This window comes from Tardiphaga sp. 619_E2_N8_4 (assembly GCF_051810905.1).
In the GTDB taxonomy this organism is placed as follows: domain Bacteria; phylum Pseudomonadota; class Alphaproteobacteria; order Rhizobiales; family Xanthobacteraceae; genus Tardiphaga; species Tardiphaga robiniae.
Genome location: NZ_JBPWQJ010000001.1, coordinates 355,294 through 382,045, shown reverse-complemented (window position 1 = coordinate 382,045; position 26,752 = coordinate 355,294). Strand labels below are relative to the sequence as shown.

Genomic DNA, 26,752 nt, shown 5'->3' with positions numbered 1-26,752 from the left:
CCACTTGAAGCGCCCAAGCTTGCCTTCGCCGCCACAATGCCGCATGGAACGGCAGCAATGACGATTGAAGACACCAAGTCAGGTCATGCGGCGACGGTTGATCGCAATGCTGCGGCGGCGATCGACGTCGCGCATCTCGTCAAATTCTACAAGACCAACTGCGCCGTGGATGACATCTCGTTCAAGATCGCGCGCGGCAGTATCACCGGTCTCCTGGGCGGCAACGGCGCCGGCAAGACCACCACCATTGCCATGATCATGGGGCTGACGCTGCCGACCTCGGGCAAGGTCTCGGTGCTCGGCTGTGCGATGCCGGCGCAATCAGCCGAAGTGCTCGGCCGGATGAATTTTGAAAGCCCCTACGTCGACATGCCGATGCGACTCACGGTCCGGCAGAACCTCACCGTGTTCGGAAAGCTCTATGCCGTGCCTGACCTCAAGGGCCGCATCGCGCAACTGGCCGAAGACCTCGATCTCAAGGATTTTCTCGACCGCGCCAGCGGCAAGCTCTCTGCAGGCCAGAAAACGCGCGTCGCGCTGGCCAAGGCGTTGATCAATGCGCCCGAGCTGTTGCTGCTCGATGAGCCGACGGCCTCGCTCGACCCGGATACCGCGGACTGGATCAGGCGACATATCGAGACCTATCGCAGGAGCAACAACGCCACGATCCTCTTGGCCTCGCACAACATGCTGGAAGTCGAGCGGCTATGCGACCGCGTCATCATCATGAAGAAGGGCCGCATCGAGGACGACGACAGTCCGGAGCAGATATTGCTGCGCTATAACCGCACGACTCTGGAAGAGGTATTTCTCGACGTCGCGCGCGGTCGCGACCGGGAGCAGGCGCCATGAGCCTCGTAGAGCGGTCACACGGCATCGCCATGCATCGCATCAATGCGATGGTGCTGCGCTACTGGTATCTGTTGGTGTCGTCGTGGCCGCGCATGCTGGAGCTGGTCTATTGGCCGGCGCTGCAGATCATCACCTGGGGCTTCCTGCAGAATTACATCTCGCAGAACGCCGGGTTCTTCGCCCAGGCCGGCGGCACGCTGATCGGCGCAGTGATCCTGTGGGACATCCTGTTTCGCGGCCAGCTTGGTTTCTCCATCTCCTTCCTCGAGGAAATGTGGGCGCGCAATCTCGGTAACCTGATGATGAGCCCGCTGAAGCCGATCGAGTTTCTGATCTCGCTGATGATCATGAGCCTGATCCGCCTCGCCATCGGCATCATCCCGATGGTGATTCTCGCAATGTTCTTCAAATTCAACCTGTTCGCGCTCGGCCTGCCGCTGATCGCGTTCTTCTGCAACCTGATCTTCACCAGTTGGTCGCTCGGTATCTTTGTGTCGGGTCTGGTGCTGCGCAACGGCCTCGGCGCCGAGAGCATTGTCTGGACGCTGATGTTCGGGCTGATGCCGCTGGCCTGCGTCTACTATCCAGTCTCGGTGCTGCCGACGTGGCTGCAATATGTCGCCTGGGCCTTGCCACCGACCTATGTGTTCGAGGGCATGCGGGCGCTGCTGTTCGATCACACCTTCCGCGCCGACCTGATGTTGACTGCGCTGGCCATCAACGTCGTGCTGTTTATTGTTTCATTCGCGATATTTCTTGGGCTTTTGAACAGCGCCAGGCACGCCGGAACGCTGATCTCCGGCGGCGAATAAGACCATTTATCAAGGGATAACCGCCGTTTTTACCGCCAATGGCCTGAAAGCCATGCGTGCGGCGCATTGACGCTTTCTTACGCAGACACCAGTATATACTGCAGCGCAAAAGCAGACGCTCAACGAGTGAGGACAGATGCCGATAGGTGAATTTGGCAGGCCGCCAGCCCTGCCGTCCGAGACGAGCCCGGCTCTGACCACCCCGATGTACTGGATGTATGAGATGGCCTACGCGTCGCTCAATCCGGCGCGCGCGATGACAGACGCTACCAGGATGCTGTTTCAGAATCCGCTGAATCCGTTCTCGCAGACTGAGTTCGGCAAGTCGGTGACGGCGGGCTGCGAATTGTTCGAACGCACCACGCGCCGCTACGGCAAGCCGGAATGGGGCCTGCACGATACCGACGTGAACGGCGTGCGCACGCCGATCGAGATTCGCTCGGTGTGGGAAAAGCCGTTCTGCCGTCTGTTGTATTTCGATCGCAAGCACCCGCGTCCGCTGCGCGCACCGCAGCCGCGTGTGTTGATCGTGGCGCCGATGTCCGGTCACTACGCGACATTGCTGCGCGGTACCGTCGAGGCCTTCCTGCCGACCCATGAGGTTTACATCACCGACTGGTCGGATGCGCGTCAGGTACCTCTGGCCGCGGGCCGCTTCGATCTCGAAGACTACATCGACTATGTGATCGAGATGTTCCACGTGCTCGGCGGCAACGTCCATGTTCTCGCCGTCTGTCAGCCCGCCGTGCCGGTGCTTGCTGCGGTGTCGGTGATGGAAGCCGAGAACGATCCCTATGTGCCCCTGTCGATGACGCTGATGGGCGGCCCGATCGATACACGCCGCAATCCGACCGCTGTGAACAATCTCGCGGCCGAAAAGGGCATGGATTGGTTCCGCAACAACGTGATCACCAAGGTGCCGTTTCCGCATCCAGGTATCATGCGCGACGTCTATCCAGGCTTTTTGCAGCTCAGCGGCTTCATCAGCATGAATCGCGACCGCCACGTGGAAGCACACAAGAAGCTGTTCGAGAACCTCGTGAAGGGCGATGGCGATCTCGTGGACAAGCATCGCGAATTCTACGACGAATATCTGGCGGTGATGGATCTGACTGCAGAGTATTACCTGCAGACCGTCGATACCGTGTTCGTCAAACATGCGCTGCCGAAGGGCGAGATGACCCATCGCGGCAAGCCTGTTGATCCGTCGAAGGTCGTCAACGTTGCGCTGATGACCGTCGAAGGCGAGAACGACGATATTTCCGGCCTCGGTCAGACCGAAGCGACGCATATGTTGTGCAGTTCGATCCCCGATGAGCGTCGTGTGCATTACGTTCAGAAGGGCGTTGGACACTACGGCGTGTTCAATGGATCGCGATTCAAATCTGAAATCGTGCCGCGCGTGTCTGACTTCATGCTGAGCGCAGCAAGCGCGCGCCATCGCGCCGCTGCTGCTGAGTGATTCAACACGCGCACATGCGGTGACGATGCATCGTCATCGCATGTGCGCGATCACCATCGATGAATCGAAAACAACATCGTTGAAATGCGCGATCATCGCGGGTGAGTTGCGATGGCGCGCTTTCTAAGCCCTTGAAAATAGGCATGGAAACCGGATTTTCCGCCTATTTCTAGCAGTGGTGCGCGATTCACTCTTAGATTCCGAAATTCAACGTTCTTTTGAATCCAGATTCCTGTTCCGGACCCCATCCGGTAGGGGACAAATCGCCTTTTGACCCCGTATATTGGGCAAATGATTTGTTTTTGCGCCGAGCAATTCCCGTGGCGGCGGTTATGGCAGAATCCGGTCGATCTACTGACGACCGGGACTACTGACATGGCCTTCCGCGCACTTCTCTACCGCCGCCCCACCGAACCAGACACGCTTGCCGTCAAACACGGCTCCCAGATCTTCGCCATACGCCTGCGCAGGCACCGCCGTGCGACGCGTTATACGCTGCGCATTCATCCGAGCGAGCGCGAAGCCATCCTGACCATGCCGCCGCGTGGGTCATTGGCCGATGCGAAGGACTTCGCACAGCGTCATGGCGCCTGGATCGCCGCGCGTCTCGGCCGTTTGCCGAAGGCGGCGCCATTCGAACACGGCACAACAGTTCCGTTGCGGGGAACTCCGCATCGAATCGTGCACCGCGCGGGGCGGGGGACGGTGTGGACCGAGACCCGCGACAACGGCGAAAAGATCATCTGCGTCGCCGGCGATGTCGAGCATATCGACCGACGTATCCACGATTTCCTCAAGCGCGAAGCCAAGGCCGATCTCGTCAAGGCATCGAACCGCTATGCGGCGCAGCTGAACGTCAAGGTGAAGCGGATCTCGATCCGCGATCAGTCGAGCCGCTGGGGGTCCTGCACCACCGAGGGCTCGCTGTCGTTCTCGTGGCGTCTGATCCTCGCGCCGCCCTTCGTGCTGGATTATCTCGCGGCCCATGAAGTCGGGCATCTCGTTGAGATGAACCACTCGGTGAAGTTCTGGCGCGTGGTCGGGCGCATCTGCCCCGCGACCGAACGCGCCAAGGCCTGGCTCGATACCCATGGCAACGACCTGCATCGTTTCGGCGTGCAGGATTGAGCTCTTGGTCCCGGCCGCGGTGCTGTGCATCGCGTGCCCGGGACGCTCGCTCCTATCTCCCGAACAGTCTCTCCGTCAGCCAGCCATCGAGCCCGCTCGCGGCTTCCGGCCGCACATTCTGTTGTGGCTGCTGGCGCGCGGCGGGGTAGTTGGTCTGGGTCGGCGCCGGTGGCTGCGGGCGATAGCCGTTATAAACGGGGGCGCTTGGCACATAGCCGCGTTCCGGTGGCGCTGATGGCGACGGTGCGCTCGATCCGGGCAGCAGGCTCGACAGCGCCTGGCCGATCGGATTGGTGCTGAACGAATTCGACGGCGCCAGGCCAGGCACCGGCTGCGGCTGCAGGCCCTGATGCGCGGTCTTCATGAAGCGCGACCAGATCTCGACGGGCAGTCCGCCGCCGGTCGCCTTCTTGGTCGGCGAGTTGTCGTCATTGCCGAGCCAGACGCCGGTGACGAGCTGCGACGTGTAGCCGATGAACCAGGCGTCGCGGAAATCCTGGCTGGTGCCGGTCTTGCCCGCGGCCTGCCAGCCCGGCAGCTCGGCCTTCTTGGCGCTGCCGGACAGGATGGTCTGCTGCATCATCGTGTTCATCATGGCCACGGCGCGGCCATCGATCACCTGGCTCGCGGTCTCGGCCGGGCGCGTATAGAGCGTCTTCTTGCCTTCCACCGTGCGGATGCGGTTCACCACATGGGGCGACACCGCGAGGCCGCCATTGGCGAAGGGCGCATAGGCGCCGACCAGTTCGGTCATCGACACTTCCGAGGTGCCGAGCGCGATCGAGGCATTGGCTTCCAGCTTCGACGCGATGCCCATGCGATGCGCGGTGCGCACGACATTCTGCGGGCCGACCTCGAGGCCGAGCCGCACGGCCACGGTGTTCAGCGACATCGACAGCGCCTGGGTCAGCGTCACCGAGCCGAAATATTCGTGGGTGTAGTTCTCCGGCTTCCAGCCCTTGATGTCGATCGGTGCATCGGTGCGGATCGTCTCCGGTGTCAACCCCGCCTCGATGGCGGTGAGATAGACGAACGGCTTGAAGCTCGATCCCGGCTGGCGCTTCGCGGTGACCGCGCGGTTGAACTGGCTCTCCGAGTAGTTCCGGCCGCCGACCATGGCGCGCACCGAGCCATCCGGCGTCATCGCCACCAGCGCGCCCTGCGTCACGTTGAACTTCACGCTCTTCGCAGCGAGCTCGTCGATGATGGCGGCTTCGGCCACGCTCTGCAGCTTGGGATCGATGGTGGTCTCGACAATGATGCTCTCGTCGACCTGGCCGACGAGATCGTCGAGCACTTCGCCGATCCAGTCGGCGACATAGTTCACCGTGCCGGCGCCGACCGGCTTGACGTTATATTGCGGCACGCCGGTCGCACCCTTGGCCTGCGCGGCCGTGATGAACTCCGCATCCTGCATCGCCGCCAGCACCACCTTGGCGCGGGCTTCGGCGCCTTCCGGATTGCGGTTCGGTGCCAGGCGCGACGGCGACTTCACGAGCCCCGCCAGCATTGCCGCTTCCGCCACCGTGACGTTCTTGGCGGGTTTGCCGAAATATTTCTGCGCCGCGGCTTCCACGCCGTAAGCGCCGGAGCCGAAATAGACCCGGTTGAGATACAGTTCCAGGATCTCGGCCTTGGAATGTTTGCGCTCGAGCCAGAACGCCAGCTCCACTTCCTGCAGCTTGCGCGCCATGGTGCGCTCCTGCGTCAGGAACAGGTTCTTGGCGAGCTGCTGCGTCAGCGTCGAGCCGCCCTGCGACACGCCGCGATGCATCAGGTTGGTGGCCGCGGCGCGCGCGATGCCGATCGGGTCGACGCCGTAATGCGAATAGAACCGCCGGTCCTCGATGGCGATGAACGCCTTCGGCAGATAGGGCGGCAGATCCTTCAGCGACACATTGGCGCCGGCCTGTTCGCCGCGCGTCGCCAGCACCGTGCCGTCCATGCCGACGATCTGGATCGTCGGCGGGCGCTTGGGAATTTCCAGCGACTGGATCGGCGGCAGATGCGCGCCGACATAGATCACGACGCCGACAATGGCGATCGCCGCCCACAGCCCGAGCACCGCGCCCCAGTAGAACAGCCGCTTGACGCCCTTGCCGAAACCGCCGGAGCTGCGCGTCTTGCTCGATGTGCGGGATTTCCGCGGCTTGTCGCCGCCGCCACTATTGGATTCGCGTTTCGGCGCCTGCTTGGGAGTTTTCTTGGGCCGGTCATCGCCGCCGCCGGGCACGCGATCATCCGCCGTGAGGCGCAGATCGGACAGCGCCGCGCCGATCCCGAAGGTCGGCTCCTTGCGCCCGCTCTTTTTCTTGCCCCACGCCATACGCAAACACCACGCCACCCGATACCGCGAGCCTAGCGGCCGCGGTTTAAGGGGCGGTTACGCAGAAGTTAACGTAAGGGAAACGAGGTTCCATGGTCAGGCCGCTTGAGCCTGCGCATGCGCGGCTTTGCCTACGCTGTCGGGCGGGATGTGGCCGTCGCCACACTCTCGGTGTCATCACCGGGCTTGACCCGGTGATCCATCCGCGAACTAATTCCCGTGCCTTTGCGACAAGTCGGTATGCAATCCTTTCCAACGACCGTCGGACATAGATCGCGTGCGGGGAGCCGAGTTTCTTGAGGTGCTGAGGCGTATCATCGGTGTCGATGAGGCCGTGCGCTGCGCGCGAAGGATCAGCAGCCCTTCGGCATTGGATGAGATATTCCACGGTCAGATAACGAATACAGAGGCGCTGGCGTTCTACGTCTATTCCACCGCCAATGGCTGGCATAGCTATATCAATGAGCAACTTTGGTCCGGGCGTCCTGATCCGGATGTGGTCGCGTTCGCGCAGGTTCTGGATACCGGGTTGGGCAAGATCGTTCCCATCACAGGAAAACAGGCGACCGTTTATCGAGGTTATCACGCCGCCGACATGGCTGCATTTGAAGCCCACTACGCTCCCGACGGGATCGTAACCTTCCCCGCGTTCACGAGCGCCTCATTCTCCGAGGCTGGCGCCTTTGGAGGAAACGTCCTGTTTATCATTCGGGCCTTAAATGGACGGGCGATCTGGTGGTTGTCGCCCAATTTTCACGAGGAAGAGGCGCTTCTCCCGACCGGCTGTCGATTTCGGGTGATCGACAAGGAATTTCTTTCCGTCGGCAGTGAACCCGTCAAGCTCGTCATCGTTCTTCAAGAGATTGATCAGAGACCCTAGATGACCGATCGAGATCAGACACCACCCGGCAAAGCCAGCGTTCCCAGCCTGCATCTGGAAGAGAGCGTGTTGTCAGGTCGTATCACGCAGGCCGAGGCCGACGTGATCAGGTCGTTCTTTGCAAGCAAGCCGGCGCCCAATTGGCCCGCGTCCGACTTGCAGCGCCGCATGCAAAGCTCCGGCGGTTGAGCTGCGCACCGCTTCACCTGTCAAACAGCCACGCCATTCCCTGGAAAAATCTCACCGCCCACGCGCCGTCCGTATCGCGCCCGTGGCGCAAAGCGGGTGGACCGGTTTTCCCCCTCGACAATGAGGGGGATGACGCGCCGAAAGGCGCAACTTCAACATTCTCGCGTGTCGCTCCGGCCTTGCGAAGGCCCTTGCGATCCGCGCATCGCCTTTCGGCGCGCCATCGCGGCTTTTCTGTTCGAGGGACCGTGCTTCCGGGTACTGGGCAGGACTAATGAAAGTCCTTCGTTCCGGTCAGGCTTTCGCCTGCCTTCACCCGCACCCGTCCAGCCGTTTCCGGCAGAGCCCCGTAGTGGGCCCGGACGGTGACCCCCGACCTCCCGAGTCCGTGCTTGCGAGGCACGTCCGCGGGCGCCGCATCCAAACTCCACTTCGAAAGCGCCCTCGAGAAGCGCCCCTCGTGAGTAGGACGGAAAGGAATATAATCTAAACTACAGGCGAGTCAACCAAAGGTTGACCAAAATCGTAGCCGGTGGTTTGTGGCACGGAACCTTGGGGGCAACGTGAGAATCAAGAAGCTGGAAGTTTCGAACTACAGGGCGTTGCGAAGCTCATCATTGAGCTTTTCAGAAACGACGGCGCTCATCGGTGAGAATAATTGCGGGAAATCAGCTTTCTTGCAGGCGATCGACTTATTCTTTGCATCGAGTCCAAAAATCAAAGCTAGGGATTTTTCGGACGACAATATCGCTGAACCAATCGATATCACCCTTCACTTCATGGATTTTACGCCGGATGATCTGGAAAATTTCGGCGAGAACCTTTTGGATGGAAAGTTAGTCGTTACTCGACGTTTTATTTGGGACAATTCAAAGGATAGCGGAAAATTCTTTGTTTCTGCTCGTGTCAATCCGGATTTCTCAGAATGCAGAAACGAGGAAGGTAAGACTGCAAAACGCGATCTTTATAAAGCTCTACAAGAAAAGTACGACCTTCCAAAAGTTACAAACGCTGATCAGATCGATGCCGTCCTTCTTGCATGGGAAGAGGCTAATCCCGAAGGACTGCAAACTCAAAAGCTTGCAGGTTTTAAAGGCTGGACCAATGTCGCGATTGGAAAACTTAAACAGAAAACAGATTTTATTTTTATTCGCGCGGTAGAAGACGCAGAAAAGACGCAGGGAGATAAAAACTCACCTGTCCGAAATTTGATTGATACAATTGCACGGCAAGCCATCGAAAATAGTGCTGCGTTTAAAGAGTTCATCGAAGGAGCAAACGCGAAGATCTCTGAGTTAACTGACCCGGAAAAGGTGCCAGTCCTTGCTGAGGTTAGCTCTAGGCTAACGTCGATGCTCTCTACGTACTACAAAGATTCGGCCATTAAGGCGTCTTGGCAGCCGGTTACTCAAATCCAGCCAAGCTTTCCGACCGCAAGTATTGATGTAGTCGACAACAACTTCACGACATCAATTGATGGTGTTGGTCATGGCTTGCAGCGGGCGGTCATTTTAACAGTATTACAATTTATGGCAGAGCACCGAGCGACCGTCGGGGCGTCTGGCGAAACATTCTCAGTTCCTCAGAGTGATATCATACTGGCAATCGAAGAGCCTGAGATTTATCAGCACCCAACGAAGCAGCGTCTCTTTTCTAAGCTTTTGAAGAACCTTGCGCAGGGCTTCAACACAAGTACCGGGATCAGAATTCAGATCGTCTATGTTACTCACTCCCCTCTGATGGTCTCGATTGCGCAATGTGAGCCGATCAGAATGGTCAGACGTGTGGCGGGGGTCATTAATGTCTCCGAGATTGATCTGAAAAGTTGCGCCGAGCGGTCAGCTATTGTTTCCGGTCGTAAGCTGGAGGAAGCATGGAACGCTACGCAGTATGGGGCAAAACTTCATACGTTCCGCTCGGAAACGGCTGAGGGGTTTTTCGCGAGATGCGTAGTTCTTGTTGAGGGCGTCGGTGATAAGTCTGTTCTTGAGGCTTGGTATAAGCTGGCAGACAGGGACCCAAATTCAGAGGGTATTGTTATTGTAGAGGTGGGTGGAAAGAACAACTTGGATAAGCCTATTGTGGTTTTTACAGCACTTGGGATTCCTTGCTATTGGATATTTGACAATGATGTCAGCGAGGCAAAGCCCAAGAAAGGGCATTTAAAGGCTAATAGAATTCTTCAGCGGCTTGCGGGAATCAAGGATGCAGATTGCGTTGACGCTCCATCCGGAATCTTCGAGAAATACGCAGCTTGGGACAATAAGCTGGAGAAGTATGTCGAGAAGAAAGTCGGCGAAGATAAATTCAATTCAGCCTCTGCTGCGGTCTCATCAAATTTTCACATCGACGCAGACATGTGTTTGAAGTTCCCTGCGGCCTCGTCAGCCCTCTTACTCACCTTGAAAGAGGGCGGGGCGTCATTCGATGAATTGGATAAAGTGATATCCGCTGTCGATGCGCTTGTTGAGGCATAATCGAGGGGCAGACTAGTTCGCGCGTAATCGAGGCAATGGCTCATTGGTCAGTCGTGAAGCGCGGCGCTCTTTCCCTCCCCACGCAAGAGCGGGGGAGGGAAAGCAAGCACTGCTCTGCATGCGCCCCACATCATCGCCGCATTGACCTCACTAAACCACCACATCCACTCCAGACCTTCCGCACACTTCCCCGCTATTGCTTCGTTCCTTCCCAACTGGAAAGGACCAACTATGCGCATTATGACAGCGACGGCCCTCGCGGCCATTCTCTCGCTCGGTACGCCGGGTTTCGTACTCGCACAGGGAGCTGCCAACCAGGCTGAGAAGGCTCCGGCCAAATCCGGCGGGCAGACCAGCGCCAAGATCTCCAGCATCCAGGTGGTGGACATCAAGCAATTGCCGGATGCGGTGAAGGCGCAGGTCGAGGAGGTCGTATCGAAATCCAGCGAGGACGACTTGAAGGCGCTGCGCGCCTCGATCGATGCCTCTCCGGCCGCGGCCAATGCGCTCAAGGAAAAGGGCATGAGTTCGGCGCAGGTGGTGGCGATCAATATCGCCGATGGCGTGCTGACGATGTTTGCGAAGACGGCGTAGGATCGCGATGCGGTGTTTGCGCCAGACGCCTCTGCCACACGCACCAAACTTTCGTCATGGCCGGGCTTGTCCCGGCCATCCACGTCTTATGTGCGCTGTGCCCAAGACGTGGATGCCCGGCACAAGGCCGGGCATGACGGCGTTTCTGATACTGATGACGGCGTGTGCTAACCCGCCGAGTCATCCTCGATGATCGGGCCGAACAGTTCCCAGCGCTCGCCGTTGAAGCGCTGCATCTGCAGCTGCTTGTTGACGCGGTAGTCGGTGGGCGAGGTGGAGAGGCTCATGCCGGGCAGGCCGAGATCGGTCTTGAAGCCGGAGATGCTGCTGGCCTGCTTCATCACATTGGCGCGGGTGAGGTCGTCGCCGCAGCGCTTCAGCACTTCCACCATGAGCTGGGCATTGCCGTAGCCATAGGTGTTGAAGTTCGAGTTCTTGTCGCCGTCGGGATAATATTTGTCCATGAAGGCCATGTAGCGCTTCATGCCCTCGTCGTCCTTCCACTGCGGGTCCAGCGGGTCCTTGCCGTAATTGGTCGAGATGAGACCCTTGGAATTGTCGAGACCCGCAGGCACCAGCACCGCGCCCACCGAGGTCGCATTGATGTCGACGATGTGGATCGGCTTCCAGCCGAGATCCGCCACCTTCTTGATCGCCTGCGCGGCGAATTTGGGCGTCGAGGCGTTGAACAATAGGTCGGCGCCGGAAGACTTCAGCTTGACGATCTGCGAGTCGATGGTCGGGTCGGCGAGCTCATAGGACGCCTCCGAGACGATCATCGACGCGGCCTTGTCGCCGAGCCCGGCCTTCATGCCGGTGAGATAGTCACGGCCGAGATCGTCATTCTGCCACAGGATGGCGATCTTGGCGGTCGGATGGTTCTTCAGGATGTATTTGGCGTAGATCCGGCCTTCGGTCTGGTAGTTGGGATTGTAGCCCATGGTCCAGGGGAAGTTCTTCGGATCGGTGAAGCGCGTGGCGCCGGTGGCGGCGAACAGTTGTGGCACCTGCTTCTGGTTCAGATATTTCTGCACGCCCGCATTGGACGGCGTGCCGATGATCTGGAAGGTCAGCAGGACTTCGTCGGATTCGACCAGCTTGCGCACCTGCTCCACGGCCTTGGGCGGCGAATAGGCGTCGTCATACTGGATCAGGTTGATCTTGCGGCCGTTGACGCCGCCCTGGTCGTTGACCATCTTGAAATAAGCGAGCTGCGTCTTGGCGATCGACGAATAGGCCGAGGCGGGGCCCGAGAACGGCACGGTCTGGCCGATCTTGATCTCGGTATCGGTGGCGCCGGGATCGTATTTCTTCTGCGCGGATGCCGGATTGATAGCGGCCGATGTGGCCGTGAGCGCAATCGCCGCCATCCCGACAAATTTAGCCGTCGTGGCGAAGCGATGAAGAAGCGATGTTCTCATGTCGTTGCCTCCCTGATGATATGTCATTCGACAGTCGTTCCCGTGTGGGCGCCGTCGTTATCGGGGAGTGTGAGGCAAGGATTTCGCGTTGGCAAGGCGAGGAGATGGGCACTTTCCTTCACCTCTCCTCGCTCCCGGCGAAGCGAAGCTTCGCTAGGTGGGGAGAGGTCGCCGCGTCTTCGCGGCGGGTGAGGGGCGGAGCGCCGATGTTGATGCAAATTCGGTAGGCGTGGTTCGGGCGATCAGTGCGATCCGAGGGCGCGCGTTTGTCGCCGGCTGCGTGCCATGCCCCTCATCCCACCCTTCTCCCCGCAAGCGGGGAGAAGGAGCCGCGCGGCGCTCCGGGCTAACTTGCCAGCCACAATACGATCAGCGCCAGCGCCGCCGGCGCGGCCTGCACATAGAGAATGCGCTTGCTCACCGTTGCTGCGCCATAAGCACCGGCGACGATCACGCATAGCAAAAAGAACGCCTTGATCTGGAATGCGAAGGCGGGCGCGGAATGCAGCAGACCCCAGATCAGACCGGCGGCGAGGAAGCCGTTATAGAGGCCCTGATTGGCCGCGAGCACCGCGGTGATCTCGGCCTTCTCGGGCGTGTTCCTGAAGGTCTTCAGGCCCTGCGGCTTCTGCCAGAGAAACATTTCCAGCACGAGAAAGTAGATGTGCAGCGCCGCGACCAGCGCGGTCAGAAGATTACCGATGAAGTTCATGAGAGCCCCCCGTTAGTACCCAACTGTCATTCCGGGTTCGCGAACGCCTCTTGGCGGTCGCGAACCCGGAATCTGGATGTGTTCATACCATAACAAGATTCTCAGCTTCGCTGAGAAAGCGCCCCGGAATGACGAAGGTAGATAGCCCGGAATGACAGTGTGGGACCGAAACTATCCCACCGCCGGCTTCGGCAGCGATGCCGGGTCCAACCACGGACGTGCGGATGATGCCAGGCCGGTGAGGCGACCCTGAATGTAGTCGCAACCCCAGTCGCGCAGCAGCAGGCCGGACTCCTCGTCCTGCACCCATTCGGCGACGGTCTTGATGCCGAGCCGGTGGCACAGATCGATCAGGGTCTGCACGAAAGCGCGGTCGTCGGCGGAATGCGCGATGTTCTGCACGAAGGCGCCGTCGATCTTGACGATATCGACGCCGAGCTTGCGCAGGTTGCGGAACGAGGTGTAGCCGGCGCCGAAATCGTCGATGGCGATGCGGCTGCCGAAATTCTTCAGCCGCGTGACGAAGCCGCGGACGTCGTCGAGGTCTTGGATGGCCACGGTCTCGGTGATCTCGACGATCAGCCGCTGCGCGACGCCGGGATGGGCCGCCATCATCGACTCGATGGAGGTCCACCAGTCCGGATCCATTGTCGTATCCGGCGAGATGTTTAGCGAGAGCTGCACATCCGGCGCGGCGGCCAGCTCGGCGACGACGAGTTCGAGCACGCGGTGATCGACCAACCGGATCAGCCCCAGTTTCTCGGCCACCGGCACGATATCCGGCGCCAGCAGCAATTGACCGTCATCCTGCTTCATGCGCACCAGCGCCTCGTAGAAAGCGGGGGTGCGGCTGTCGGCATGCATCACGGGTTCGAAGGCCGTGACGATGCGGCGCTCGTTCAGCGCAGTCACGATCTCGTCGGTGACGCGGATATTGACGCGGCGCTGTGCATCGCGCTCCACATTCGGCCGCCACAAGGCAAAGCTGCCGTGGCGGCGGCGCTTGGCGCCGTTCAGGGTTTCCTGCGCGCGGTTGACGGCTTCGTTGACGTTCTGCGCATAGCGGGGAACGCTGACGGCGCCGATGGTGGCGGTCACCGAGACCGGGCCGGACTGGGTCGGAATGACGTCGTCGCGGATGCCGACCAGAAAGCGCTCGGCGGCGATGGTGGCATCGTCAACAGTGCAGTTCTTCAGGATCAGCCCGAACTTGTTGCCGGAGAAGCGGCCCATCACGTCGCCGCCGCGTAGCCGCGCGCGAATCCGCCTGGCGATCTCGACGATCACCTCGTCGGCGATATCGAAGCCGAAGGCGTCGTTGATGCGCGCCAGATGATCGATGCCGATCAGCATGAAGGCAAAGGACGAGCGGAAGCGCGTTGCTTCCTCGATGGCTTCGGCAAGCGACGCCAGAAGATGCGCACGATTGAGTTCGCCGGTGACGGGATCGTGCTGCGCCAGTTTCAGCAGTTGTTCGTCGCGGGCATGGCGTTCGTTGTCGATGCGGACGACGCCTTCGACACGCACCGCCTTGCCCGCGGCATCGGCACGGCAGTTGCCGCTTTCCTCGATCCAAAGCACGGCGGCCGTGGTCGAGGCGCGTAGTCCGTATTCGATCCGGTAGGTGCCGCCGCCGGAAGCGAGTGCCTTGGCCAGTGCCTCGGTGCGAATACCGCGCTGCGGCTCAATGAGAGTCGCAAGCTCGGCGCCGCTAGCGATGGTCACGGGGGAAATGTCGGTGAAGATGGCGGCGGCCTGGTCGGTCCAGGTGATCCGGTCGGTGGCGATGTCCCAGATGAAGGCGGCCTGGCCGAGTGCGGCCAGAATCTCTGCTGCCTGCGGCTCGGAAGTGCGACCTGCCTGCAAGGAAGAATCGGCACTCTGGGAAACAGCGGATGTCAAAGTCGCCTCGTTTTGGGACGTCATCGGGTGATTCGCCCCCCGACAATACGGCTCAGATCGCTACAATCGTTAGTCAAAGTTCCTAAAGACTTAAGAAAGTGTAGCCGGGCAGGCCTTCGCAAAGCTGATGAGGCCCCGATCTGATCTGTGGAGGGCCGCGGCACGACCCTTGCGACGCAGAGGGTGGAGGGGCAACCCTCGTCCCGTATTGAGACGCGAGCACCGTTAACGATGTCGATTTCCGCGACCCGCGCTTACGCCACGACGCCGCAGCCGATGCGGCGCGCCGGCGATTTCGTGGTCGAGAAAGATTCGGTCATCGTGGAGGCCGTCGCGCTGACGCGGCTTGAGCCGGTGCAGCATACCGCCCCGGTGTCGTCGCGCGTGGCACGGCCCGACGCATCCTTCATTGCGCATCTGATCGCGACCGCCGAGCAGGCGCCGCAAACGCGGGTGCTGCGCCGCGCGGATGTGGCGGATGTGGAGGCGGCTTACCGGTCGGTGGCAAATATGTATGTTGCGGGATCGGCGATCAACCGCACGCAGCGTATGGCCTGACTCGGCACTCTCCGCTTACGTCTTCGGCTTGTCGTCCGGCGACGCGACGCCACCCGGCTGCAAATCCGGCGATGTAATCTGCGGCGACGTATGCGCCACGACTTCCGGCGGGACCGGGGTCGGTTCAAGTTTCGGCTCGATCCGTTCGATCTTCTCGACCTTGGGCTCCGGACGATCGGTCAACACGGCTTCGGCAACTGACGTCGCGGCCGGAACGTGAGCGGGCGGAGGCGTCGGAGCGACCGGCGCTGGCGCAGGCTCATAACGCGGTGCCGGCTCCGGTGCATAGACCGGCGCGGCGACGCGGCGCGGACGGCGAGCGCGGAGCGAGATGCCGGCGAGGAAATCCACCATCGCCGTCAGGGTGATCAGGAAGAAGGTCGCGTTGCCGAACTTCGGCAGCATCACGAATTCAGTAGCTGCCGCGCCGAACACCAGCAACGACAGGAAATGGTCGGTGAAATATTTCGGCGCCGGGCGCGCGGCGCGCATCACTTCGAGCCACAGCAAGAGAATGCTGAGCGCAACGAGCAGGTCGTTGAGCGTCACCATCCAGATGTCTTTCGACATCAGCGTGATCGGGAAGAGGGGGATCGGGCCCGACAGCGCGAGGTCGGGCATCAGGAAGGCGATGATGTTGCAGATCGCCACCGGAATCAGCAGCAGCGGGAAACCGATCGACGCCATCGAAGGCCTTCTTTGCGAGCGAGAGAACCAGAACGTATGTGGGCGATGCAAGACATCACCAAGGTGACGACATCACCGAGGTGACGCGAGCGCATCACCGGGACAACGCATTAGCTCCAGAGTTGGAGCGAATTCGGGCGGAAGACCAGTTCAGAATTATAGTCTGAACAGCTTTCTCGACTTGCCCGCTGGCGCTTCGACCCGCCTGACCCGGACCTTACGTGGATGAGCGAAGGCGGCGCCACCTGACGCGGCGCTGCCCTCCATCCAGTGGTCAGGATTCTTTCTTCACCTTCAGAACCTGACGACCCTTGTACATGCCGGTCTTCAGGTCGAGGTGGTGCGGACGGCGCAGTTCGCCGGAGTCCTTGTCCTCGACATAGGTCGGGGTCTTGAGTGCGTCAGCCGAACGACGCATGCCACGCCGCGACGGCGATGTTTTTCTTCTCGGAACGGCCATAGGAAAAGTCCTTGCAGGTTCTTGGCAGATGGTTTCGATCGGCGCCCGGTGACAGGCGGCCAGCACGGATCGCGCGGGCAAAATCGCTGATAAGGGCCGGCTTATAACGGAATGACGACGACATGGCTAGGGCGAGGCGGTCGGATTTTTCGGGGATTTCGCGCCACAAACTCGTCATTCCGGGGCGAGGGCGGCGCGAGCCGCACGCGAACCCGGAATCCCGACATGTTCATGGCCACATGTCGGGATTCCGGGCCCATGCCCGTCGGCTTTGCCGCCGGTCCTGTCCCGGAATGACAGCCTAGTTCCAGCACCGCTGTAACTCCGCGGCCTGCGCCCGTGCCATATAGGTTCCCGCCAGCCGCCGCACCCCCGGCCCCGGCGTCCGGGCACTGCGGGTGACCGGATTGGGCAGGATCGCGGCCAGGAGCGCGGCTTCCCGGGCCGACAGGCTCGAGGCCGGCCGATTGAAGGCATATTCGGCGCCGGCCTGGGCGCCAAACTGCCCGGATGGGCCCATTTCGGCGATATTCAGGTAGATTTCCAGGATCCGCTGCTTGGACAGCATCAGATCGACCCACATGGCCAGCGGGATTTCGAGGCCCTTGCGGATCACGCTGCGGCCCGACCACAGGAACAGGTTTTTCGCCACCTGCTGGGTGATGGTGGAACCGCCGCCGGAGACTTCGCCGTCCTGGGCGTCCTCGATGGCGTTTTGCAGGGAATCCCAGTCGATGCCGCGATGGCTGCAGAATTTGGCGTCTTCGGACGCGACCACGCTGCGCGGCAGGGCCGGCGACATGGCCTTGAGGTCAACCCAGGTCCGCTCCACGGGGGAACCGGTGATCCAGCGCCAAGCCATCAGCGCCGAAATCGGCCGGCCGACGGCATAAAGCGGCGTCAGCAGATAGGGCAGCGCGAGGAGCAGGATCCCGATCAGGATGAGGCGGCGGATGAGGCGCAAGAGGGGCGTTCCCGGTCGGAGCTATGCCGCTGATAAAGCGGGCTTTCCCCGCTCTTTTCAAGCCGGTTAAGCTTGCCGCGACCAATCGCGGCGGGACGCCGCAGGCGCAATTGACGTGGCCTTTGCCATAGAGGATTGTCCGGCCAAATTGTTCTGGAGCTATTCTTAATGTCGACCGGTGCTTCCACCAAAGATTTTGCCTCGCGCCTGGACCAGACCGCGGACGATACCGAAGCCGTACTGACCAAAGTGCTCGCCGATGGCGTGCTACCCGATGAAATCGCCCGGCCGAAGCGGCTGATGGATGCGATGCGTTACTCCTCGCTCGGCGGTGGCAAGCGGCTGCGTCCGTTCCTGGTGGTCGAGAGCGCGGCGGTATTCGGCGTGCATCGCGAGCAGGCGCTGCTGGTTGGCGCCGCCCTCGAATGCATCCACTGCTATTCGCTGATCCACGACGATCTACCGGCGATGGACAACAGCGACCTGCGCCGCGGCCGTCCGACCCTGCACAAGGCCACCGACGACGCCACCGCAATCCTCGCCGGCGACGCGCTGCTGACGCTGGCCTTCGACATCGTCACCCGCGACGAGATTCATTCCGATGCGACGGTGCGCCTGCTGCTGACCCGGGCGCTTGCCCGCTGCGCCGGTTTGGGCGGCATGGTCGGTGGCCAGATGCTCGATCTCGCCGGCGAAGGCCGCTTCGGCGACAAGGGGCCGGTGGACGTCGCGCGTGTTCAGCAGATGAAGACCGGTGCGCTGCTGCGTTACGGCGTGATCGCCGGCGCGCTGCTCGGCCAGGCCACGCAGAAGGAATACAAGGCGCTCGACGATTACGGCCGCGCGCTCGGCGAAGCCTTCCAGATCGCCGATGATTTGCTCGACGTCGAAGGCGACGCTGCCGCACTCGGCAAGCCCGCGGGCGCCGATGCCGCGCTCAACAAGACCACCTTCGTGACGCAGCTTGGCGTCGAAGGCGCCAAGAAGCGTGTCGCCGATCTGATCGCCACCGCCGACGCATCGTTGTCGATCTTCGGTGCCAAGGGCGACGTGCTCCGCGCTGCCGCCCGCTTCGTGGCCGAGCGCAAGAACTAAGGAAGACCTGATCATGTCGGAGACGGGCAAGGATCTCGATGAGCTCCTTGTCCGTTTTCGCAAGATGCCGGCGCCGCTCCGTGTCGTCTATGGGCGACCGCGCACGTTTCTGGCGCTTCTGATCGGCATCGTCGCGTTCTTCGTCCTGCCATCCTCGCTGCGGCTGGTGACGCGCCTGCTTATCGGCTGGGACGTGTTCATCGCGTTCTATCTCATGCTGGTCTACGGCATGATGCTGTCAAGCGGCGGTCAGAAACACATCCGCCGCAACGCCGCCCTGCAGGACGATGGCAGTTTCATCATCCTGCTGGTGGCAGCCCTGGGTGCCTTCGCCAGCATCGCGGCCATCGTGTTCGAACTTGGCGAGGGCCATCGCACGGGCTGGGAGTTGACGCTGGCGATCGTCACCATCGCCTCGTCCTGGGCCGCCGTGCACACGACGTTCTCGCTGCACTATGCCCATCAGTTCTATCGCGGCGCCAAACCCGGCGGGCTGGCGTTTCCGTCTGGCGATGACGACACGAAGGAACAGCCGGATTATTGGGACTTCGTGTATTTCTCCTTCGTCATCGGCATGACTGCGCAGGTCTCCGACGTCGGCATCACCGTGAAATCCATCCGCCGCACCGCCACGGCCCACGGCATCGTCTCCTTCATCTTCAACACGGCGCTGGTCGCGCTGATGGTCAATATCGCGGCAAGCGCGATCTGAGCTTCGACCTCTCCGCCGTCATTGCGAGGAGCGAAGCGACGCGGCAATCCAGAAGGCCACAAGCGAAGTAAGACTGGATTGCTTCGTCGCAAGGGCTCCTCGCAATGACGATCGCATTGACCTCACTTCTCATCCGGGCAAATTAGGCACGCAAAGGATGCCGCCCGCGTGGAAGCCAAGTTTCAGATTTTCCTGGTTTTGATCGCTGCGCTCGCAGGTACGGCGTGGCTGGCCAAGCGCATCAGCATTGCCCCGGCGATCCTGCTGCTGCTGGCCGGCATTGCACTGGCCTTCGTGCCGGGCATGCCCTCGATCCAATTGCCGCCGGATGTAGTGCTGCTGGGCGTGCTGCCGCCACTCATCTATTCGGCCTCCGTCGCCATGAGCTGGCGTGAATTCCGCGCCAATCTGCGGATCATCACGCTGCTGGCCGTCGGCTGCGTGATCTTCACGGCGTGCCTCGTCGCCACCGCGACGCATTTTCTGATCGGGCTGCCGTGGTCGGTCGGCTTCCTGCTCGGCGCCATCGTCGCGCCGCCGGACGTGGTGGCGCCGCTGGCGATTGCGCGCAAAATCGGCCTGCCGCGCCGCATTCTGGTCGTGCTGGAAGGCGAGGGTCTCGCCAATGATGCGACGACGCTGATCCTGTATCGCTTTGCAGTGGTGGCGATCACCACCGGGGCGTTCTCGCTGCCGAAGGCGGCCGGCACCTTCGTCGCCATCCTCGCCTGCGAATTGGTCTTCGGCCTTGCTATCGGCTGGATCAGCCTGCGCATGCGTCACCGCGCGCGCGATCCGCAGGTCGAGATTACGCTGTCGCTGCTGACACCCTATGTCGCCTATCTCATTCCCGAACATTTCGGTGGCTCCGGCATCATCGCCACTGTGGCCTGCGGTCTCTACATTTCCTGGAACGGCCCGCTGCTGATCTCGGCGGCGACGCGCCTGCAGGGCATCTTCTTCTGGGACTTGGTGATCTATCTGGTCGAGGGTCTGCTGTTCCTTTTGACCGGCTTCCAGATGCGGGCGCTGATCGAGAAATCGAAGGCGTTTCCGTTCGCCGAGATCATGTGGGCCACGGTGCTCGTCACCGTCGTGATCATCGTGGCGCGTTTCGTCTGGGTCTATGCGGCGATTTATGTGCCGCGCTGGCTCAGCGCAGACCTGCGCAAGCGCGATCCCGCGCCGAACTGGCAATGGACCTTCGTCGTCGCCTTCACCGGCGTGCGCGGTGCCGTATCGCTCGCCGCAGCGCTGGCGCTGCCATTCACGCTGGTCTCGAACGAAGGCTTTCCGTCGCGCGACCTGATCCTGTTCGTCTCCTTCAACATCATTCTCATCACGCTGGTTGGCTTCGGCCTGTGCCTGCCCATCGTGGTGAAGTGGCTCGGCGTGACCAAAATCGGCCGCGAGGAATATATCGCCGAGCACGAGGCCGAGCTCGCGACACGCCGCGAGGCGCTGGCCACAGCCCTGGCGCGGCTCGATGCCATGACCGACGATCGCGAACTGTCCGACGAGGTCGTGAAGCTGCTGCGCGCGCGCCATGAAAGCCGCTCGAATCAGTTGCCGGGCGAACTCGATCCCGACGTCGACGTCTCCGCGGTGGGTATCGATCTGGTGCGCGAACTCATCAAGGCGGAGCGCAAATTCATCCACGCGCAACTGCGCGACGGCAAGATTACCGACGAGAGCCGCCGCCGCATCGAGCGCGATCTGGATCTGGAAGAAGCGGGGCTGAGCAACCGCGAGTTCCGGCGAATTCCGCTGTAGTGTCGCTCAGCGGATGCGCTCGGTGAAGACCGGCTCGAAGAAGCGCCACTCGTCGTAAGAGGCATCGGGAAGCCTGTAGGGCTGGCAGCTCTCGAGCGCACGCATGCAACTCAGCTGATACGCCTTGCTATAGGGCGTGGTCGAGGTGATCGATATCGGGCGCGCCTCATCGATCATGCCATCGCGATTCAGCTTGATCACGAAGATCGCCTCGATCGGCTCCTTGCCGCCGCCACCGGGCTTTTTCCAGCATCGCTCCACCTGGGCTTTGAAGAGTGGTCCCCAGTGAGCTGCAGCGTTGCCGGTCCGCTTCGGCACCTGAGGGGGCGCTGCCGGCGGCGTCTGCTGTGATGGCGCGATGTCAGGTCGCGTGAAGCGGCCGGGCAGGCCAAACATCTGAGCGTTGCAGACGGGCATCCACGTCAGAAGAAACACGGATACGAGGACCGCGAGCCTGGCGAGGTTTTTTGAAGATAAGCGTTGGCGATCGACAATCATGCCATTCTGCCAATGAATGCGGACTCAATAAAATAAAACTATAGATTGAATATTACTCCGAGGGCAATCGAGGTGGTCAATAAAAAAGCCGGCGACGGATGATCCGGTCGCCGGCTGATTTTGGAGCAGCTGCTTGAATTACTCGGCCGCGGTGACGACTTCCGGCGCCTTGGCGTTGGCGCCGTAGCGCTGATCGATATAGTCGATCACCAGCGCCTTGAAGTCGGCCGCAATGCTTGGGCCGCGCAGGGTGCGGAATTTCTCGCCATCGACGAACACCGGAGCGGCCGGGCTTTCGCCTGTGCCGGGCAGTGAGATGCCGATATTGGCATGCTTGGATTCGCCGGGGCCATTCACGATGCAGCCCATGACCGCGACGTTGAGGTTCTCGACGCCGGGATACTGCGTCTTCCAGCCTGGCATCGAGTCGCGGATGAAATCCTGGATCGAACGGGCCAGTTCCTGGAACGTGGTCGAGGTGGTGCGGCCGCAACCGGGGCATGCCGCAACCAGCGGCACGAAGGTGCGGAAGCCCATGGTCTGCAGCAGCTCCTGCGCGACCTGAACTTCCACCGTGCGATCGCCGCCGGGCTCGGGGGTGAGCGAAATGCGGATGGTGTCGCCGATGCCCTGCTGCAGCAGGATGCCGAGCGCGGCCGAGGAGGCGACGATGCCCTTCGAGCCCATGCCGGCCTCGGTGAGACCGAGATGGATCGCATAGTCTGAGCGCGAGGCGAGCGTCTGATACACCGCGATGAGGTCCTGCACCGCCGAGACCTTGGCGGACAGGATCATCTTGTTCTTCGGCATACCGAGTTCTTCGGCGCGCGCCGCCGAGAGCAGTGCCGACTGCACCATCGCTTCACGCGTCACCGCGCGGACGTCCTTCGGGTTCGCGGACAGCGCGTTCTCGTCCATCAGCTTGGTGAGCAGTTCCTGATCGAGCGAACCCCAGTTCGCGCCGATGCGGACGGCCTTGTTGTTCTTGTTGGCGATCTCGATGATGTCGGCGAACTGGCTGTCACGCTTGCTCTTGAAGCCGACATTGCCGGGATTGATGCGGTATTTGTCGAGTGCCGCGGCGCAGGCCGGATATTCGGCGAGCAGCTTGTGGCCGATGTAATGGAAGTCGCCAACCAGCGGCGTGGTGATGCCCTGCTTGTCGAGCGCTTCGCGGATATGCGGAACGGCGGCGGCTGCTTCGTCGCGGTCCACGGTGATGCGGACCATTTCCGAGCCCGCGCGCGACAGCGCTGCGACCTGGTCGATGGTGCCCTGGATGTCGGCCGTGTCGGTGTTGGTCATCGACTGCACGACGATCGGTGCACCGCCGCCGACAGCGACGTTGCCAACCATGACCTGTGTGGTGAGGTGCCGGGGCGCCGGACCGGCGATATCAGACGGAATTTCAATCTTGTTCATGGGGTCTCGAATATCAGATTTAGATGACATCCAGCAATGCGTTAGTGGGCTAGGCCCTGACCGGTCGGTTAACGAGGACCAGCCCGGCAACGACCAATAACGCAGCGAGGCCGAAGGCGGGGGTCAGGTGGTCGCCCATGATGAGATAGCCTGCCGCGACGCCAAACAAAGGGGTAATGAAGGTAAAAGCCGACAATTTGCTGGCGGAATAGGTCTTGATCAGCCCGAACCAGAGCAAAAACGTGAAGCCGACCACCCAGAAGGCCTGAAACGAGAGCAGTGACAGCGCCAGCGGACCGGGAACCCGGGTCACGGTCTCGCCCGCCAGCAGCGCCGCCAGGCCCAAAATCGGGACAGACAGCCCGACCTGGTATCCCAGTGCCTTCTCGGGCGGTGCGTAGAGGAGTGGCGTCATCTTGACCACCAGCGTGGTCGCGGCCCACAGCCCCGCACCGCCGACGATCATCAGATCCCCGATCAGGACATCGGTGGTGACGTCAGGCTGCGGGACGCCGATGGCCACGGCGACGCCGGCGAAGCTCACCGCGAGCCCGGCCCATTGCACCGGGCGCAGGCGTTCACCCAGGAACTGATAGGCACCGAAAGCGACGAAGAACGGCATCGTGTAGAGGAAAACCGCGGCGCGCGAGGCCGTCGTGAATTGCAGGCCGTGAAAGATCAGCACGAATTCGATGCCGAACAGCACGCCGGCGAACAGGCCGGCCTTCAGCGTGCCGTCGCGTTCGAACAGCTTGACGCCGCGCATGCGCGCAATGGCCAGGATGACCAACAGCGCGCCGGCCGAGCGCAGCATCGCCTGCGTGTAAGGCGGGATATCGTGCAGCACCAGCTTGATGGCGATCTGGTTGAAGCCCCAGGTCAGGCACAGCATCAGCACGAGGGCGATGGCGCCGGCGGTGAGTGCGCGTCCGCCGGCTGGACTGATGATCACTTCTGCAGACATGAAGCCTCGGGCCCGGCTTGTCGCCGTGTTGTTATGGGATCGTCACGCCTGACAGTGCGCGCAGGTTCCAGTGATTTCGACAACAGACAGTTTCGGGACGAAGCCAGTCGTCCGTGCGGCATCATTCAGGCTCTGCGCGACCTTCGTTGCGGGCACTTCGCCGACCGACCCGCACTGGTCACAGATCAGAAACGCGACCATCGAGGCCGTGCCGTGGTCGTGCGCGCAGGCCAGGAAGGCGTTGCGGCTCTCGATGCGGTGAACGAGGCCGTTCTCCATCAGGAAATCAAGTGCGCGATACACGGTGATGGGTGCCGGACGCGAAGTGGTCTTGGCCAACTCATCGATGATCTCGTAGGCCCCAAGCGGCCGATGGCTCGCGAGCAGCGCTTCAAGCACCTGCCGGCGGATCGGGGTCAGCTTTTGCGATCGGGCTGCACAGACATGCTCGGCATGATGCATCGCGTCCGCTGTACAGCGGTCGTGATCGTGGCCAGGAGCCGGGAAAGTTGGTTTCGGAACTGCCATATGGAGGTAGCTTAACCCGTTGGGTGTGATTGTGCCCGTCTTTTTGGCGTTGGGGCCCAGTCTTACACCAAATCCTGCGCTGCCAAACGACGAGCGTTCCCTGCAAATGGGGGGACAGTCGGGCGATTGCAAAGGTTGAATGGGCGATACCGGGCCGATCAGGTGGAGCTTTTGCGCTCCCGGCGCAGATCCGATGGCGAGGTGGCATATCGGCGCCGGAATGTCCGGTTGAAATACGACAAATCGTTGAAGCCGGCCTCGTCCGCGATCTTCCCGATCCGCTCATCGGCCCGCAATGGGTCGAGTAGCAATGCATGAGCAAGGGCCAGACGCCGTTCGAGCAAATATTCCGACAGGCTGAGGTCGTGTTCGCGAAACAGCTTGCGGACATAATCAGGCGAGATTTTCTGAGCCGCCGCCAGCGTTTCGGCCGAGAGGTCGTGATTTCCGAGGCCTGCTTCGATGGCTGCCTTGATCGCCTGCAAGCGCAGCATGCGGGTGCTGGAAGGTGGAAATGTCTCGGAGCGGTTCTCGCAACCGATTGTCAGAAGTGCGATCAGGCTACACAGATCGGCCACGACATGGTGTTGAAGATGGGTGGGGGCGGACCCGTCGAGGTCGATTGCTTCCTGACAATGCGCCATCAATAGCCGCAACGTCTGAGCCTCCAGGAGGACAGGTCGCATGAGCCAGGCGCCGAGATTCGGCACCTTGATCGACAGTGCAGCACGGTCGATCTGAACGATCAGATGCTGCGTCTCACAAGATGACGTATGCCAACCGGCGTCCCTGGTTGTCATCAAGACCGCATGGTCCTGCTCGATGATTTCTTCGCGGCCATGCTGCGATGCGCGAGCGCGACCTTTCAGAACGACTGCAAAGACGACATCGTCGAGCGATGACGCAGTCGCAGCATCCGGCATGCGATCGTTCGCCGGAAATCCTGTGCCGATAAAAACAATCGCGCCGGGCAACCTGTGCAATGCAGTATCGGTCGAAAGCGGGGTGTCCGTCGGAAGAGGGGATTCGACGTTGAATGTCAGGCGCCCGAATTGGAGCTGCGGTGTCAGATTTTCGGAGGTCGCCTCGATCGAGGAATCGGGCGCTTCGGGACCGGGCCTTGAAGTCACGAGGATCAGTCCTGCAAGCATTGAACTATATCTTGGTCGTGCCAGTACGGATCGCGTTCATATTCATCGCTTTGCTGCGTCTTTGGGCGGTTTCTCTTTTGATAGTTCGCGATGCGTCATGTGGCTTGAACGCAACAAGCAGAACGAATTGCGGTGCCAGTCTCGCCCAGTCCTGCCGCGTCGCGTCCGTTCCAAGTCGCTGATGTCTCATTCAACTACACATCATCGAAGCAGGGCCTTCGGCCTGCCTTTGTTGATCTGTTGTTGAGGAGACTGATGGTGAAACGCACCGTATTGGCCGCTGCAGGCCTCGCCATCGTGGCGTTTTCGTCGACCGCCGGCGCTGCGGATCTGTCGCCCCGCATGTATACCAAGGCGCCGGTTCTGGTGGACCCCGGCATCAACTGGACCGGATTTTATGTCGGCCTCAACGGCGGCTACAGCTGGGGCAAGGGCGACGCCACTTTCCTGCCGGGCACCGCCTTTGCGTCGCCGGTCAAGCAGGATGTCAATGGCGGCCTCGGCGGCGGCCAGATCGGCTATAATTGGCAGCTCGATCGCACATGGGTCGTCGGTCTCGAAGCCGATATCCAGGGCACCGGTGAACGTGGCAGTGCGAACTCTCCGGTGAGTTCGCTGCGGACCACTTTGCCCGGCGGTGACTTCAATCTGTTGACGCAGACATCGGCAAACAGCTCATGGAGCTTCCCGTGGTTCGCCACATTCCGCGGCCGGGTCGGCCTGCTGGCAACGCCGGATCTGCTGCTCTACGGCACCGGCGGTCTGGTTGTCGGTGAGGTCAAATATTCCACCCAGACGACAGTAACGGGCCAGATCTTCGGGCCGGGCTCTGCTGGCACGACACCGGCCAGCGCCGCCGTGACGATTCCCGGCACGCTGCTGTCGGAATCGCAGACCCGTGTCGGCTGGACCCTGGGCGCCGGTCTGGAAAAGAAGTTCGGCACCAACTGGTCGGCCAAGCTCGAATATCTGTATCTCGATCTGGGCTCGGCGACCTATTTCGGAGGGACGGCCAACCAGACCTCGGTCGGCTTCCACGACCACGTCTTCCGCGCCGGCATCAATTACGCCTTCAGCCCGGCTGTTGTGGCCAAATACTGACCCTTTCGATCCTCCTGTCGACCTCAAGCCCGGCCTCGTGCCGGGCTTTTTGCTGTGCCGCCTATTCTGGGGAGGCCCGGGAGA

General features: G+C 61.3%; 26 protein-coding genes. 13 read left to right on the top strand and 13 right to left on the bottom strand.

Annotation, left to right across the window (positions count from 1 at the left end):
* The first annotated feature begins 57 nt into the window (after positions 1-57).
* The 4 genes from AB8A23_RS01825 to AB8A23_RS01810 all read left to right on the top strand — a co-directional run bounded on the left by AB8A23_RS01825 (position 58) and on the right by AB8A23_RS01810 (position 4,254).
* Positions 58-852, top strand: a complete 795-nt coding sequence (locus tag AB8A23_RS01825; protein ID WP_439057053.1) for an ABC transporter ATP-binding protein — start codon at positions 58-60, stop codon at positions 850-852.
* Positions 849-1,664 carry an ABC transporter permease gene (locus AB8A23_RS01820; protein ID WP_439057054.1) on the top strand — a complete coding sequence of 272 codons (816 nt, stop codon included), beginning with the start codon at positions 849-851 and terminating at the stop codon, positions 1,662-1,664. The genes AB8A23_RS01825 and AB8A23_RS01820 overlap by 4 nt, the downstream gene beginning before the upstream one ends.
* A gap of 136 nt (positions 1,665-1,800) precedes the next feature.
* Complete coding sequence (locus AB8A23_RS01815) at positions 1,801-3,126, top strand: polyhydroxyalkanoate depolymerase (protein ID WP_089262721.1); 1,326 nt, start codon at positions 1,801-1,803, stop codon at positions 3,124-3,126.
* A gap of 291 nt (positions 3,127-3,417) precedes the next feature.
* On the top strand, positions 3,418-4,254 hold the full coding sequence (locus AB8A23_RS01810) for a M48 family metallopeptidase (RefSeq protein ID WP_089262719.1): 837 nt from the start codon (positions 3,418-3,420) through the stop codon (positions 4,252-4,254).
* Between the two features lie 52 nt (positions 4,255-4,306).
* Here AB8A23_RS01810 and AB8A23_RS01805 read toward each other — a convergent pair whose 3' ends face one another.
* Positions 4,307-6,580 (bottom strand): transglycosylase domain-containing protein, encoded by a 2,274-nt coding sequence (locus AB8A23_RS01805; RefSeq protein WP_439057055.1) that lies wholly within the window; start codon positions 6,578-6,580, stop codon positions 4,307-4,309.
* Between the two features lie 277 nt (positions 6,581-6,857).
* On the opposite strand from AB8A23_RS01805, the gene AB8A23_RS01800 reads away from it, so the two are divergent.
* The 4 genes from AB8A23_RS01800 (at position 6,858) to AB8A23_RS01785 (ending at position 10,720) form a co-directional block, all read left to right on the top strand.
* Complete coding sequence (locus tag AB8A23_RS01800; RefSeq protein WP_439057056.1) at positions 6,858-7,460, top strand: ADP-ribosyltransferase domain-containing protein; 603 nt, start codon at positions 6,858-6,860, stop codon at positions 7,458-7,460.
* Entirely contained in the window at positions 7,461-7,649 is a 189-nt protein-coding gene (locus AB8A23_RS01795; RefSeq protein ID WP_439057057.1) for a hypothetical protein, read from the top strand. It begins immediately after the preceding gene.
* Positions 7,650-8,212: 563 nt separating this feature from the next.
* Positions 8,213-10,126, top strand: a complete 1,914-nt coding sequence (locus tag AB8A23_RS01790) for an ATP-dependent nuclease (RefSeq protein ID WP_439057058.1) — start codon at positions 8,213-8,215, stop codon at positions 10,124-10,126.
* Between the two features lie 231 nt (positions 10,127-10,357).
* Entirely contained in the window at positions 10,358-10,720 is a 363-nt protein-coding gene (locus AB8A23_RS01785; RefSeq protein ID WP_439057059.1) for a hypothetical protein, read from the top strand.
* Between the two features lie 167 nt (positions 10,721-10,887).
* On the opposite strand, the gene AB8A23_RS01780 is transcribed toward AB8A23_RS01785, so the two are convergent.
* From AB8A23_RS01780 to AB8A23_RS01770, 3 genes are all read right to left on the bottom strand, one after another.
* Positions 10,888-12,090 (bottom strand): ABC transporter substrate-binding protein, encoded by a 1,203-nt coding sequence (locus AB8A23_RS01780; protein WP_231081223.1) that lies wholly within the window; start codon positions 12,088-12,090, stop codon positions 10,888-10,890.
* Positions 12,091-12,487: 397 nt separating this feature from the next.
* On the bottom strand, positions 12,488-12,853 hold the full coding sequence (locus AB8A23_RS01775) for a DUF1304 domain-containing protein (protein WP_089262707.1): 366 nt from the start codon (positions 12,851-12,853) through the stop codon (positions 12,488-12,490).
* 171 nt (positions 12,854-13,024) lie between these two features.
* Positions 13,025-14,779, bottom strand: coding sequence for an EAL domain-containing protein (locus AB8A23_RS01770; protein ID WP_439057060.1), 1,755 nt, complete (start codon positions 14,777-14,779; stop codon positions 13,025-13,027).
* Between the two features lie 207 nt (positions 14,780-14,986).
* Here AB8A23_RS01770 and AB8A23_RS01765 point away from each other — a divergent pair, with 207 nt between their 5' ends.
* Positions 14,987-15,313 (top strand): hypothetical protein, encoded by a 327-nt coding sequence (locus AB8A23_RS01765; protein WP_439057061.1) that lies wholly within the window; start codon positions 14,987-14,989, stop codon positions 15,311-15,313.
* Positions 15,314-15,328: 15 nt separating this feature from the next.
* On the opposite strand, the gene AB8A23_RS01760 is transcribed toward AB8A23_RS01765, so the two are convergent.
* From AB8A23_RS01760 to mtgA, 4 genes are all read right to left on the bottom strand, one after another.
* The gene (locus tag AB8A23_RS01760; RefSeq protein WP_068732921.1) at positions 15,329-16,000 is read right to left on the bottom strand and encodes a hypothetical protein; all 672 of its coding nucleotides are present in this window, start codon (positions 15,998-16,000) and stop codon (positions 15,329-15,331) included.
* Between the two features lie 274 nt (positions 16,001-16,274).
* Complete coding sequence (gene rpmF, locus AB8A23_RS01755; RefSeq protein ID WP_068732923.1) at positions 16,275-16,460, bottom strand: 50S ribosomal protein L32; 186 nt, start codon at positions 16,458-16,460, stop codon at positions 16,275-16,277.
* On the bottom strand, positions 16,402-16,629 hold the full coding sequence (locus tag AB8A23_RS01750; protein ID WP_309948027.1) for a hypothetical protein: 228 nt from the start codon (positions 16,627-16,629) through the stop codon (positions 16,402-16,404). The genes rpmF and AB8A23_RS01750 overlap by 59 nt, the downstream gene beginning before the upstream one ends.
* A 132-nt stretch (positions 16,630-16,761) precedes the next feature.
* Positions 16,762-17,424, bottom strand: a complete 663-nt coding sequence (mtgA, locus tag AB8A23_RS01745; protein ID WP_089262699.1) for a monofunctional biosynthetic peptidoglycan transglycosylase — start codon at positions 17,422-17,424, stop codon at positions 16,762-16,764.
* A 168-nt stretch (positions 17,425-17,592) separates the two neighbouring features.
* On the opposite strand from mtgA, the gene AB8A23_RS01740 reads away from it, so the two are divergent.
* The 3 genes from AB8A23_RS01740 (at position 17,593) to AB8A23_RS01730 (ending at position 21,004) form a co-directional block, all read left to right on the top strand.
* Complete coding sequence (locus AB8A23_RS01740; RefSeq protein ID WP_089262697.1) at positions 17,593-18,519, top strand: polyprenyl synthetase family protein; 927 nt, start codon at positions 17,593-17,595, stop codon at positions 18,517-18,519.
* 13 nt (positions 18,520-18,532) lie between these two features.
* Complete coding sequence (locus tag AB8A23_RS01735; protein WP_089262695.1) at positions 18,533-19,231, top strand: DUF1345 domain-containing protein; 699 nt, start codon at positions 18,533-18,535, stop codon at positions 19,229-19,231.
* 168 nt (positions 19,232-19,399) lie between these two features.
* The gene (locus tag AB8A23_RS01730) at positions 19,400-21,004 is read left to right on the top strand and encodes a Na+/H+ antiporter (RefSeq protein ID WP_439057062.1); all 1,605 of its coding nucleotides are present in this window, start codon (positions 19,400-19,402) and stop codon (positions 21,002-21,004) included.
* Between the two features lie 6 nt (positions 21,005-21,010).
* Here the strand turns inward: AB8A23_RS01730 and AB8A23_RS01725 are convergent, their stop codons facing one another.
* The 5 genes from AB8A23_RS01725 to AB8A23_RS01705 form a co-directional block, all read right to left on the bottom strand.
* Positions 21,011-21,400 (bottom strand): hypothetical protein, encoded by a 390-nt coding sequence (locus AB8A23_RS01725; RefSeq protein ID WP_231078222.1) that lies wholly within the window; start codon positions 21,398-21,400, stop codon positions 21,011-21,013.
* Between the two features lie 240 nt (positions 21,401-21,640).
* Complete coding sequence (ispG, locus tag AB8A23_RS01720) at positions 21,641-22,924, bottom strand: flavodoxin-dependent (E)-4-hydroxy-3-methylbut-2-enyl-diphosphate synthase (RefSeq protein WP_089262692.1); 1,284 nt, start codon at positions 22,922-22,924, stop codon at positions 21,641-21,643.
* A 49-nt stretch (positions 22,925-22,973) separates the two neighbouring features.
* Entirely contained in the window at positions 22,974-23,888 is a 915-nt protein-coding gene (locus AB8A23_RS01715; RefSeq protein ID WP_439057063.1) for a DMT family transporter, read from the bottom strand.
* Positions 23,889-23,930: 42 nt separating this feature from the next.
* Complete coding sequence (locus AB8A23_RS01710; RefSeq protein WP_092139844.1) at positions 23,931-24,416, bottom strand: Fur family transcriptional regulator; 486 nt, start codon at positions 24,414-24,416, stop codon at positions 23,931-23,933.
* 158 nt (positions 24,417-24,574) lie between these two features.
* Positions 24,575-25,567, bottom strand: coding sequence for an AraC family transcriptional regulator (locus AB8A23_RS01705; protein ID WP_439057064.1), 993 nt, complete (start codon positions 25,565-25,567; stop codon positions 24,575-24,577).
* Positions 25,568-25,822: 255 nt separating this feature from the next.
* On the opposite strand from AB8A23_RS01705, the gene AB8A23_RS01700 reads away from it, so the two are divergent.
* The gene (locus AB8A23_RS01700) at positions 25,823-26,668 is read left to right on the top strand and encodes an outer membrane protein (RefSeq protein WP_244628384.1); all 846 of its coding nucleotides are present in this window, start codon (positions 25,823-25,825) and stop codon (positions 26,666-26,668) included.
* The last annotated feature ends 84 nt before the right edge of the window (positions 26,669-26,752 follow it).

Excerpts from the sequence above, each read along its gene's own strand:
- AB8A23_RS01700 (WP_244628384.1), top strand. The coding sequence starts at position 25,823 with ATGGTGAAACGCACCGTATTGGCCGCTGCAGGCCTCGCCATCGTGGCG.
- ispG (WP_089262692.1), bottom strand. The coding sequence starts at position 22,924 with ATGAACAAGATTGAAATTCCGTCTGATATCGCCGGTCCGGCGCCCCGG.
- AB8A23_RS01770 (WP_439057060.1), bottom strand. The coding sequence starts at position 14,779 with ATGACGTCCCAAAACGAGGCGACTTTGACATCCGCTGTTTCCCAGAGT.
- AB8A23_RS01810 (WP_089262719.1), top strand. The coding sequence starts at position 3,418 with ATGATTTGTTTTTGCGCCGAGCAATTCCCGTGGCGGCGGTTATGGCAG.
- AB8A23_RS01760 (WP_068732921.1), bottom strand. The coding sequence starts at position 16,000 with ATGGCGTCGATCGGTTTCCCGCTGCTGCTGATTCCGGTGGCGATCTGC.
- rpmF (WP_068732923.1), bottom strand. The coding sequence starts at position 16,460 with ATGGCCGTTCCGAGAAGAAAAACATCGCCGTCGCGGCGTGGCATGCGT.
- AB8A23_RS01765 (WP_439057061.1), top strand. The coding sequence starts at position 14,987 with ATGTCGATTTCCGCGACCCGCGCTTACGCCACGACGCCGCAGCCGATG.
- AB8A23_RS01725 (WP_231078222.1), bottom strand. The coding sequence starts at position 21,400 with ATGTTTGGCCTGCCCGGCCGCTTCACGCGACCTGACATCGCGCCATCA.
- AB8A23_RS01775 (WP_089262707.1), bottom strand. The coding sequence starts at position 12,853 with ATGAACTTCATCGGTAATCTTCTGACCGCGCTGGTCGCGGCGCTGCAC.
- AB8A23_RS01795 (WP_439057057.1), top strand. The coding sequence starts at position 7,461 with ATGACCGATCGAGATCAGACACCACCCGGCAAAGCCAGCGTTCCCAGC.
- AB8A23_RS01785 (WP_439057059.1), top strand. The coding sequence starts at position 10,358 with ATGCGCATTATGACAGCGACGGCCCTCGCGGCCATTCTCTCGCTCGGT.
- AB8A23_RS01740 (WP_089262697.1), top strand. The coding sequence starts at position 17,593 with ATGTCGACCGGTGCTTCCACCAAAGATTTTGCCTCGCGCCTGGACCAG.
- AB8A23_RS01805 (WP_439057055.1), bottom strand. The coding sequence starts at position 6,580 with ATGGCGTGGGGCAAGAAAAAGAGCGGGCGCAAGGAGCCGACCTTCGGG.
- AB8A23_RS01820 (WP_439057054.1), top strand. The coding sequence starts at position 849 with ATGAGCCTCGTAGAGCGGTCACACGGCATCGCCATGCATCGCATCAAT.
- AB8A23_RS01780 (WP_231081223.1), bottom strand. The coding sequence starts at position 12,090 with ATGGCGGCGATTGCGCTCACGGCCACATCGGCCGCTATCAATCCGGCA.
- AB8A23_RS01735 (WP_089262695.1), top strand. The coding sequence starts at position 18,533 with ATGTCGGAGACGGGCAAGGATCTCGATGAGCTCCTTGTCCGTTTTCGC.
- AB8A23_RS01815 (WP_089262721.1), top strand. The coding sequence starts at position 1,801 with ATGCCGATAGGTGAATTTGGCAGGCCGCCAGCCCTGCCGTCCGAGACG.
- AB8A23_RS01710 (WP_092139844.1), bottom strand. The coding sequence starts at position 24,416 with ATGGCAGTTCCGAAACCAACTTTCCCGGCTCCTGGCCACGATCACGAC.
- AB8A23_RS01705 (WP_439057064.1), bottom strand. The coding sequence starts at position 25,567 with ATGCTTGCAGGACTGATCCTCGTGACTTCAAGGCCCGGTCCCGAAGCG.
- AB8A23_RS01715 (WP_439057063.1), bottom strand. The coding sequence starts at position 23,888 with ATGTCTGCAGAAGTGATCATCAGTCCAGCCGGCGGACGCGCACTCACC.
- AB8A23_RS01825 (WP_439057053.1), top strand. The coding sequence starts at position 58 with ATGACGATTGAAGACACCAAGTCAGGTCATGCGGCGACGGTTGATCGC.